We start from the raw sequence: 8,710 nt of genomic DNA on the forward strand, positions 1-8,710 counted from the left end.
GAGCTCTATACCCCAGATCAAGATTGCCGCCACCTATATGCGCGGCGGCACCAGTAAAGGCGTGTTCTTTCGCCTGCAAGACCTGCCCGAGGCCGTCCAACAACCCGGCGCCGCACGCGACAAGCTCCTGATGCGCGTTATCGGCAGCCCCGACCCGTACGGCAAGCAGATCGACGGCATGGGCGGCGCCACCTCGAGCACCAGCAAAACCGTCATCGTCTCGAAAAGCACGCGGCCCGGTCACGATGTCGACTATCTGTTCGGCCAGGTCGCCATCGACAAGGCCTTCGTCGACTGGAGCGGCAACTGCGGCAACCTCTCGGCAGCCGTCGGTCCGTTCGCGATCAGCAGCGGTCTGATTGACCCGGCCCGCGTGCCCGATAACGGCGTCGCCACCGTGCGCATCTGGCAGGCCAATATCGGCAAGACCATCGTCGCGCACGTGCCCATCACGAACGGCCAGGTGCAGGAAACCGGGGACTTCGAACTCGACGGCGTGACCTTCCCCGCCGCCGAAGTGCAGCTCGAATTCCTCGACCCGGCCGCCGAGGAAGAAGGTGCGGGCGGCGCGATGTTTCCCACCGGCAATCTGGTCGATGACCTCGACGTGCCAGGCGTGGGCACGCTCAAGGCGACGATGATCAACGCCGGCATCCCGACGATCTTCGTGAACGCCGAAGCGATCGGCTACACGGGCACGGAATTGCAGGACGCCATCAACAGCGACGCCAAAGCGCTGGAGAAGTTCGAAACCATCCGCGCGCACGGCGCGCTGCGCATGGGCCTCATCAAGCGGCTCGACGAAATCGCCACGCGCCAGCACACGCCCAAGATCGCTTTCGTGGCGAAGCCCGTGGCCTACACGGCATCGAGCGGCAAGCGAGTGGAAACCGGCGATGTCGATCTGCTGGTGCGCGCCATGTCGATGGGCAAGCTGCACCACGCGATGATGGGCACCGCGGCCGTGGCAATCGGTACGGCCGCGGCGATTCCGGGCACGCTAGTGAACCTTGCGGCGGGCGGCGGCGAGCGCCAGGCCGTGCGCTTCGGCCATCCGTCGGGGACGCTGCGCGTGGGTGCGCAAGCCAGTCAGGAAGACGGCGAGTGGACGGTCACCAAGGCCATCATGAGCCGCAGCGCGCGCGTGCTGATGGAAGGCTGGGTGCGCGTGCCGGGAGATGCGTTTTAAGAGGCAGTCTTGAGGCGCGCATCCGGGATGCGCGCTTTTCATGCTGGCCTTAACGGGCTAATCGAAGCAGCGATTTCAGCTCTGCGGCGTCGGCAGATACGGCATCGGATCGACCGGCTTGCCGTCGCGGCGCACCTCGAAGAGTACGGCCACGCGGTCGTTGTTCTCGGCGCCCATTTCGGCGATCTGCTGGCCCTGATGCACGGTGTCGCCGGTCTTCACGAGCAGGCGGCGATTGTGCGAGTACGCCGTCAGAAAGTCCTTGTTGTGCTGGACGATGATGAGGCTGCCGTACTCGTTCAGCCCCGTGCCCGCGTACATAACCTTGCCATCCGCCGCGGCGAGCACGGGATCTCCCGCCTTGCCGCCGATTTCGATGCCGCGCGTCGTACCCGGCGCGAACGGCTCGACCACATGGCCGCGCGCCGGCCACATGAGCGCCACGCTGTTCGCGTGACGGGCGACTTCGGCAGCCACTGCGCGGCTTTGCGCCGCATTACCCGCATTACCCGCAGTCGCTGCCGTCGTTGCGCCGCCCTGCGCGGGCGCGGCCTGCTGCACGATGATCGTCTGCGTCGATACCAGCTTGAGCGACTGGCCCGCGCGCAGGCGGCCATTCGGCTTCAGGTGATTCCAGGCGCTCAGATCGCGCACCGAAACGTTATGTGCCGACGCGATGCGCTGCAGCGAATCGCCGCGGCGCACGCGTACGTATGTCGTTTTGGTCACGGTGCGCTTGACCGGCACGCTCGCCGCCTGCTGCGCGGCGGCGCTCGCGGCCGCGTCGGACGCCGGGCTGGCCGCCGCTGACGAATCGGGCTGCGGCTGCGGCGTTTGCGGCTCGCTAACGTTAGCGCACGCGCCCAGCAGAAGGCTCAAGCCCAGGCCTGTCAGGCCCGCCCAAAACCGCGTCAGACCGGAGGCAGTCTGCCCCGTACGATCCTCGAACATATTCGATGCTCCTTGTTACGTTGCGGCAGCACGTTCGTTCCGGCCGGCAGGAGACGGTTTGCTGCGTGTTGATACGCGCTCCCGTCCAATGTCCCGACCGAAACCCCTTACGTCCCACCCGCTTCCATCTTCATTCAAATTGCGCGCTTTATCGGACAAAATCGCCCAGCGTCGCGCAACTCCTCGCCGCGCCGCCTGCGACCTATCTCAAAAGCGATCCGGCATTGTAATGCGCATTTCATACGCACCATTGAGCCCACAACACTCTGATACAACTCTTGCTCGCCTGAATTTTCGCGCCCGGAGGCCCCGTTAAGCGCGCCAGATCCCGCCCCTTAATCTCTTCTGCATAACGGCACGCGCTGCGAGAACTTGAACGCCTTATCCGGATGGCCAACATACGGCCCCGCGCGCTGAAAGCCCTTTGAAATTAAGGTAGTATTGCCGACATCCCGGTAGAATCCGCTCCACTGGAATGCCATCGCGTCAATCAGGTCATGTCCTGGGCAAACTGCGGATTTCGTCCATCGCGGGGTACATTCCGTTTTCACCCACTTTTGCCGCTGCCTCGCGTAGCCGCCGTCGTCGAGCCCTCGCTCCGGCAGCGGGCCTCGTAGCGGCGTTTTGCATGCGCCAGCCCGGCCGTGCGCGCTTTCAGGGCGTGCCAGCCAGCAGCGCCGGATCCATGTCACAGCCATCCAATCGTCTTGTCGAACTTGATTTCTTTCGCGGTCTCGTCCTGCTGATCATCGTCGTCGATCACATCGGCGGCAGCATCCTGTCGCGCGTCACGTTGCACGCCTACGCGCTGTGCGACGCGGCCGAAGTGTTCGTATTCCTCGGCGGCTTCGCCACGGCTACAGCCTGGGCCGCGCTCAGCGCGCGCCGCACCGAGGCCGCCGCGCGCCAGCGCTTCATCAAGCGCGCCTTCGAGATCTATCGCGCCTTCGTGGTGACCGCGCTGCTCATGCTGCTGGTCACGGCGATCCTGGTCGCATGCAATGTCGACGCGCCCAATCTCGCCACCACCGATCTCGACGATCTGACGCTCGCGCCCGCCAGCGCGCTGCGCGACATCGTGCTGCTGCGCCGCCAGCCCTACCTCGCCGGCGTCCTGCCGATGTACGCGTGTTTCGCGCTGGCCGCGCCACTCGCGCTGCCGCTGGCGCGCTCGAAACCCTGGCTGCTGGTGGCGATCAGCTTCGTGCTGTGGGCCGTCGCGCCGCACCTCGCGCCGTATCTTCCGCACGTCGACGACGTCAACTGGGACTTCAATCCGTTCGCGTGGCAATTGCTGTTCGTGGCGGGCGTGATTGCGCAGGCTCAGCCGGTGTTCCAGAACGTCACGGCCCGGCCGAAACTCGGCGCGCTCGTCACGATGGTCGCGCTCGCCGTGGTCGCCGCCGCCGCGATCTATCGGCTGCATCTGGGCAACACCGCGCTCGACGCCGACTTCAAGCGCAACCTCGCGTGGTTTCGCGCGCTGAACTTCTTCGGCATCGCCTGGCTTACGGCGCATGTGATCCGGCTGGGCTGGGCGAAAAAACTCGCCGTTGCGCTGCCGTGGGTGGGCCTTGTCGGCCGCAAGGGGCTGCTCTCGTTCGTGGCGGGCGCCGTGATCTCGCTGACCGTCGACTCGGTGCTCTACTGGTACACGGACGGCTATCTCGACGTGCCCGCCGGCCTCGCCGCCGACGCCATTGCGCTCACCGCGCTGTTCGCCGTCGCGCGCGCCTCCGATCCGCTCAAACGGCTGCTGCCGTCGCGCGCGAAAGCGTCCGCCTGAACGCTTGCCCGAGCCTCGCCGCGCAGCGGGGCATCCCCGCGCGCGGCACGGTTTCCAGCCGCCCCGGGGCGCTGCTAGTATGTTGACCCCGCGCCGCCCGCGCGCCCCCACGAGCCAGCTTTCCTGCCATGCGCAGACATCCTCGCACCGCGCCGTTCGCCTCGCTGCGCCACGCGCTTCGCCATGCCCTGCGTACCGCCATCGCGGCTATGACCGCGCTCGCCGCTATGACGGGTCTCGCGGATAACGCCTTCGCCAGCACGATCGCGCCGCGCACTTTCCACGCCAATGCGCTCGAGCGCGACTGGCCCTATGTGGTCTACCTGCCCACTGGCTATCGCGCCGACGGCCCCCGCTATCCCGTGCTCTACCTCCTGCACGGCAATAACGGCGAGCCGATGGACTGGGTCACGCAAGGCAATCTGCAAGGCGCCGCCGACGCGCTGATCGCACGCCACGAGATTCCGCCCGTCGTGATCGTGATGCCGCAAGGCGGCACCGACTGGTACGTCGATCGCAAGGAAAAGATGGAGACGGCGTTTTTCTCGGACCTGATGCCCGAAATCGAGTCGCATTTCGCCGTCGACGATACGCGCGATGGCCGCGCGATCGGCGGCGTGTCGATGGGCGGCTTCGGCGCGCTGCGCTACACGCTGGAGCATCCCGATATGTTTTGCGGGACGATGCTGCTGTCGCCCGCGATCTATTCGGGCGATCCACCGCCGGCATCTTCAGCGCGGCGCGTGGGCGTGTTCGGCGAGCATCAGTTCGACTCGCATATCTGGCGCACGCTCAACTATCCCGCGCTCTGGAGCGGCTATTTTGGCCGCCCGTGGCGCGTGCCCTTCTTCATCGCCTCGGGCGACGACGACCTGGTGATCCAGGCCGAATCGTCGCTGCTCTACACGCGCCTGCGCGAAGCGGGCAATCCGGCGGCCCTGCGCATCGTCGACGGCGGGCACGTCTGGCCGGTGTGGCGCGAGCTGCTGCCCGCCGCGCTCAAGTACACGCTCGCCTGTCTGCGCTGAACGCGCGGCGCGGCACGTTTTACTCGGCCCAGTTCGCCCACAGCACCATCAGCACCGTCATGAGCGCCGGGCCGATGAAGATGCCGATCAGCCCGAACGTCGTCGCGCCACCCAGGATGCCGAACAGCACCAGCAGGAACGGCAGGCGCGTCGAATTGCCGATCAGCACGGGCCGCACGAAGTGCTCGGCGACGAACACCACCACCACGCCCGCCACGGCCAGCACGATCGCGCCCACGATCATGCCCTGCGCCGCGAGCCAGAGTGCCGCGCCGCAGAACACCAGCGGCGCGCAGAACGGCAGCATCGCCGCGATCGCGGTAATCGTGCCGAGCAGCGCCGCATGCGGCACGCCCGTGAACATATAAGCGATGCCGAGCAGCACGCCTTCGCCCAGCCCCACCACCACGAGGCCCGTCACCGTCGCGCGCACGGCCGCGGCCATGCGCTGGAGCAACTGCGCGCCGTCCGCGCCGAACGCGCGGCGCGCGCCACGCATCACCGTGCCGGACAGACGCGGACCGGCCTGCAGGATCACGAACAGCGTGACGAGCATGAAACCGAAGGTCATCGACGCATGCACCGCGCGCGCGCCGAAATGCCGCCCGAACGACACGATGGCGTCGCCGTGCAGGCCCTTCATCGCGGGCGATTCCTTGAGCGGCTGCGTCAGATTGGCCTGCCACCAATTGCTCACCTGAGTGCTGCCGAACGGCAGATGCGAGACGAAATCGGGCACCGGCACACCGTTTTCCTGCGCGGCGCGCGCCCACAGATAAAGGTCGTGCGCCTCGCCGCCCGCCTGGATCGCCATCAGCGTGATCGGCAAGACGACCAGCAGCGCGATGGCGACGGTCAGAACGGTCGCAAGCCAGGTCGTGCGGCCGCGGAATGCCCGATGCCGCTCGATGGCCTGATAGGCCGGCCAGAGGACGATGGCAAGCACGCAGGCCCATGCGACGGCGGGCAGGAATTCGCGCACGACCCACAAGGCGAGCAGGACGAGCACGGCGAACAGGGCGGCAGAGGCAGCGCGCTGGAGCTTTTGCTCGTTTGCGGAGTTCGGAGCAGGCGGGCGATGAATCATGTAACCTCGTGAAAATTCGGCAGGACAGCACGTTGCGGCGCCGCACAGCGCGCCGCTCTCAAGGCAAAACCAGCGGCTTCTGAAGCCTGCGGCCCGCGCAAGACGAGCCGCCAGCATAAGGGCGACAGACCAAAAAGGCGAACCAGCCGCCCTCGCCCAACGCGGTTATCAGTCTGATCCGCACTAGCTTTGAGCGTTCAACCCGCGTTCCAACCCCGCCCTTGCGCCCCTCTCCAGGCCGATTTTCATGTCGCGCCTCGCACAACACTGCGTTGCACAAATTCGAAGGGTCGGGTCTCGATCGCCCGCAAACCCGCATTCCTTCGTTAACCCGTATATGTGCCAGATCGATTGTTGCCGATTTTGGAATGGTGTTTCAACGGCGACACAATGGCACTTGACGGCTTAGAGGAATACATTCGCGGCAACCCCACTTACGGAGCCGACGATGAAGAAAAAAGCGTGCCTCGCGCTTGACGGAGCCAACGGTGAACGCATCGAAATCCTCGAACAGACGGATTCCGCGCTCGTGATCCGCTGGGTGGAACCCGGCCGCTGTCATTACGGCGAGCAGCGCTGGCGCCGCCGCTCGGCGCACACGTCGGGCACCTGTGCCGTGTCGCGCCGCAAGATCCGCCGTGGCGACGCCGTATTCAAGCCGGCCGAGCGCCCCGCGCCGCTCAACGCGTCGGTGATGATCGCGGCAGAAGTGTTCGGCGATCTGGTCGCCAACGTGCCATACAGCGAAGCGGCCTGACGCGTTAGAAGCCAGCAAAAGCAGCCCATAACAAAGCTGTTGCAGCCACCCGGCGACAAAGCGATTAGGTGAGATTCCCGTAATAATCGCGATCCAGACGATCGCGCACGCTTCAGGCGAACACGGACGACTCCCAACGCTTTCGCCGCCAGGCGCGGCTGGTTGGCAAGCGCTGACTACCGGTGACTAGCGGTGACTATCGGTGACTACCGCTGACGGCCTGCGCTCCAGCCCAGCGCCTCGCGCACAGGCGCCAGCGATATCGACCGTCCGGCGTGGCGCGCCGTCATCCCCGCCGACTCCTCGCCCAGCGCGGCCACGCGCGCGAGCACATCGGCGTCGAACGGCACGGCGCGCGGCCCCGAGCGGTCCACGTGCAGCAATAGCTGCTCGCTCGCGCAAACCGGCGTCTGCTCAGCGCCGTTCCCGTCGGCGAACATCTCCAGATAGACCCGCACGCGCTTCGCGTCGTGCTCCAGCACCCGCACCTCCACCCGCAGCGGCGTGCCCTCCCTGACCTCGCGCAGATAGTTCACATGCGCCTCGACCGTGTACATCGAGCGCCCACGCGCCTCGCGCTGCGCGGCATCGAGGCCGATCGCGTCGAGCAGCGCATCGGTCGCATGGCTGTAGATCAGCATGTAAAACGCGTCACGCAGATGGCCGTTGTAATCGACCCATTCGGCGCGTACGCGGTCGCGATAGACGACGCTGGTCGCGTGGTCGCTCATCTTTTCTCCTCCTTGCCCCGGCTTCGTCAGAAGCGGCGCGCCCTAGTTTACCCATTGGCCCGACGCGGACACTGGCAAGTGTCCAGACACGCGCGCTGTCTCTGCGTTACCCTGAGCTAACGCAGAACGATCGCAAGGATCCGCCATGGCAGAACACTCGCGCCCCGACGTGCAGCCCGACGTACAAGCCTTCTCCCTCGACGTGATGCTGGAGAAATACGCCAAAGGCGACGAGCGCAGCGCCGACGACATCTACCGCCGCGTCGCCCACGGCGTCGCGCAGGCCGAGCCGCCCGCGCTGCGCGCGCAGATCGAGGCGCGCTTCGTCGATAACCTGCGTCACGGCGCGCTGGGCGCAGGCCGCATCATGAGCGCGGCGGGCACCGGCATCGAAGCCACGCTCATCAACTGCTTCGTGCAGCCCGTGGGCGACAGCATCCAGGACATCGACGACGAAGGCCGCCCCGGCATTTACGTCGCGCTGCTGCAGGCCGCCGAAACCATGCGGCGCGGCGGCGGCGTGGGCTACAACTTCTCGGCGATCCGGCCGCGCGGCGCGCTGGTCCATTCGACTGGATCGAGCGCCTCCGGGCCGTGCAGCTACATCGACGTGTTCGACGCCTCGTGCCGCACCGTCGAAAGCGCCGGCTCACGGCGCGGCGCGCAGATGGCGGTGCTCGACTGCGATCACCCCGACCTGCCCGAATTCATCGAAGCCAAACACTCGAAGGGACGCTGGAACAACTTCAACGTTTCGGTGGCGGTGACCGACGCCTTCATGCGCGCGGTCGAAAACGACGAGCCCTGGCAACTGGTCCATCGCGCCGAACCCTCGCCCGCCCTGCGCGCGGCGGGCGACCTGCGCCAGCGCGACGACGGCCTGTGGATCTACGCCGAAAAGCGCGCCCGCGCGATCTGGGACACCATCATGCGCTCGACCTATGACGTCGCCGAGCCGGGCGTGGTCTTTATCTCGCGCATGAACGAGGACAACAATCTGCGCGCCGTCGAAAGCATCCGCGCGACCAATCCGTGCGGCGAACAGCCCTTGCCTGCCTACGGCTGCTGCAACCTGGGGCCACTCGATCTCACGCGCTTCGTGCGCGATCCGTTTGCCAGGCCGTCATTCGACTGGGATGAACTGATTGCGCGCACAACCACTCAGGTGCGCTTTCTCGACG

General features: G+C 66.3%; 8 protein-coding genes. 5 read left to right on the plus strand and 3 right to left on the minus strand.

Features of this window, described 5'->3' with window-relative positions; translation table 11 throughout:
- Positions 1 to 7 precede the first annotated feature (7 nt).
- Positions 8 to 1,189 (plus strand): 2-methylaconitate cis-trans isomerase PrpF, encoded by a 1,182-nt coding sequence (gene prpF, locus VG320_RS03205; RefSeq protein ID WP_327198721.1) that lies wholly within the window; start codon positions 8 to 10, stop codon positions 1,187 to 1,189.
- A 75-nt stretch (positions 1,190 to 1,264) separates the two neighbouring features.
- Here prpF and VG320_RS03210 read toward each other — a convergent pair whose 3' ends face one another.
- The gene (locus VG320_RS03210; protein WP_327198716.1) at positions 1,265 to 2,140 is read right to left on the minus strand and encodes a peptidoglycan DD-metalloendopeptidase family protein; all 876 of its coding nucleotides are present in this window, start codon (positions 2,138 to 2,140) and stop codon (positions 1,265 to 1,267) included.
- A 685-nt stretch (positions 2,141 to 2,825) separates the two neighbouring features.
- Between VG320_RS03210 and VG320_RS03215 the strand changes: the two genes are divergently transcribed.
- The gene (locus VG320_RS03215; protein WP_327198717.1) at positions 2,826 to 3,926 is read left to right on the plus strand and encodes an OpgC domain-containing protein; all 1,101 of its coding nucleotides are present in this window, start codon (positions 2,826 to 2,828) and stop codon (positions 3,924 to 3,926) included.
- A 209-nt stretch (positions 3,927 to 4,135) separates the two neighbouring features.
- A complete protein-coding gene (locus VG320_RS03220) occupies positions 4,136 to 4,954 on the plus strand; it encodes an alpha/beta hydrolase (protein WP_414695955.1) in 819 nt (272 codons plus the stop codon).
- A 19-nt stretch (positions 4,955 to 4,973) separates the two neighbouring features.
- Here the strand turns inward: VG320_RS03220 and VG320_RS03225 are convergent, their stop codons facing one another.
- Complete coding sequence (locus VG320_RS03225) at positions 4,974 to 6,041, minus strand: AI-2E family transporter (protein ID WP_327198718.1); 1,068 nt, start codon at positions 6,039 to 6,041, stop codon at positions 4,974 to 4,976.
- A gap of 448 nt (positions 6,042 to 6,489) precedes the next feature.
- Between VG320_RS03225 and VG320_RS03230 the strand changes: the two genes are divergently transcribed.
- Positions 6,490 to 6,798: a DUF3331 domain-containing protein gene (locus VG320_RS03230; RefSeq protein ID WP_027819484.1), complete on the plus strand. Its 309-nt coding sequence runs from the start codon at positions 6,490 to 6,492 to the stop codon at positions 6,796 to 6,798.
- Positions 6,799 to 7,004: 206 nt separating this feature from the next.
- Here VG320_RS03230 and VG320_RS03235 read toward each other — a convergent pair whose 3' ends face one another.
- Entirely contained in the window at positions 7,005 to 7,529 is a 525-nt protein-coding gene (locus VG320_RS03235; protein ID WP_327198719.1) for a thioesterase family protein, read from the minus strand.
- 145 nt (positions 7,530 to 7,674) lie between these two features.
- Here VG320_RS03235 and VG320_RS03240 point away from each other — a divergent pair.
- Positions 7,675 to 8,710 (plus strand): adenosylcobalamin-dependent ribonucleoside-diphosphate reductase (locus VG320_RS03240; protein ID WP_327198720.1); only part of this gene is annotated, 1,036 nt, incomplete at its 3' end.

This window comes from Paraburkholderia sp. (assembly GCF_035948235.1).
Taxonomy (GTDB): domain Bacteria; phylum Pseudomonadota; class Gammaproteobacteria; order Burkholderiales; family Burkholderiaceae; genus Paraburkholderia.

What these genes read in the sequence shown, in the direction of transcription:
- VG320_RS03220 (WP_414695955.1), top strand. Translation starts at nt 4,136, where the DNA reads ATGACCGCGCTCGCCGCTATGACGGGTCTCGCGGATAACGCCTTCGCC.
- VG320_RS03235 (WP_327198719.1), bottom strand. Translation starts at nt 7,529, where the DNA reads ATGAGCGACCACGCGACCAGCGTCGTCTATCGCGACCGCGTACGCGCC.
- VG320_RS03215 (WP_327198717.1), top strand. Translation starts at nt 2,826, where the DNA reads ATGTCACAGCCATCCAATCGTCTTGTCGAACTTGATTTCTTTCGCGGT.
- VG320_RS03225 (WP_327198718.1), bottom strand. Translation starts at nt 6,041, where the DNA reads ATGATTCATCGCCCGCCTGCTCCGAACTCCGCAAACGAGCAAAAGCTC.
- VG320_RS03210 (WP_327198716.1), bottom strand. Translation starts at nt 2,140, where the DNA reads ATGTTCGAGGATCGTACGGGGCAGACTGCCTCCGGTCTGACGCGGTTT.
- VG320_RS03230 (WP_027819484.1), top strand. Translation starts at nt 6,490, where the DNA reads ATGAAGAAAAAAGCGTGCCTCGCGCTTGACGGAGCCAACGGTGAACGC.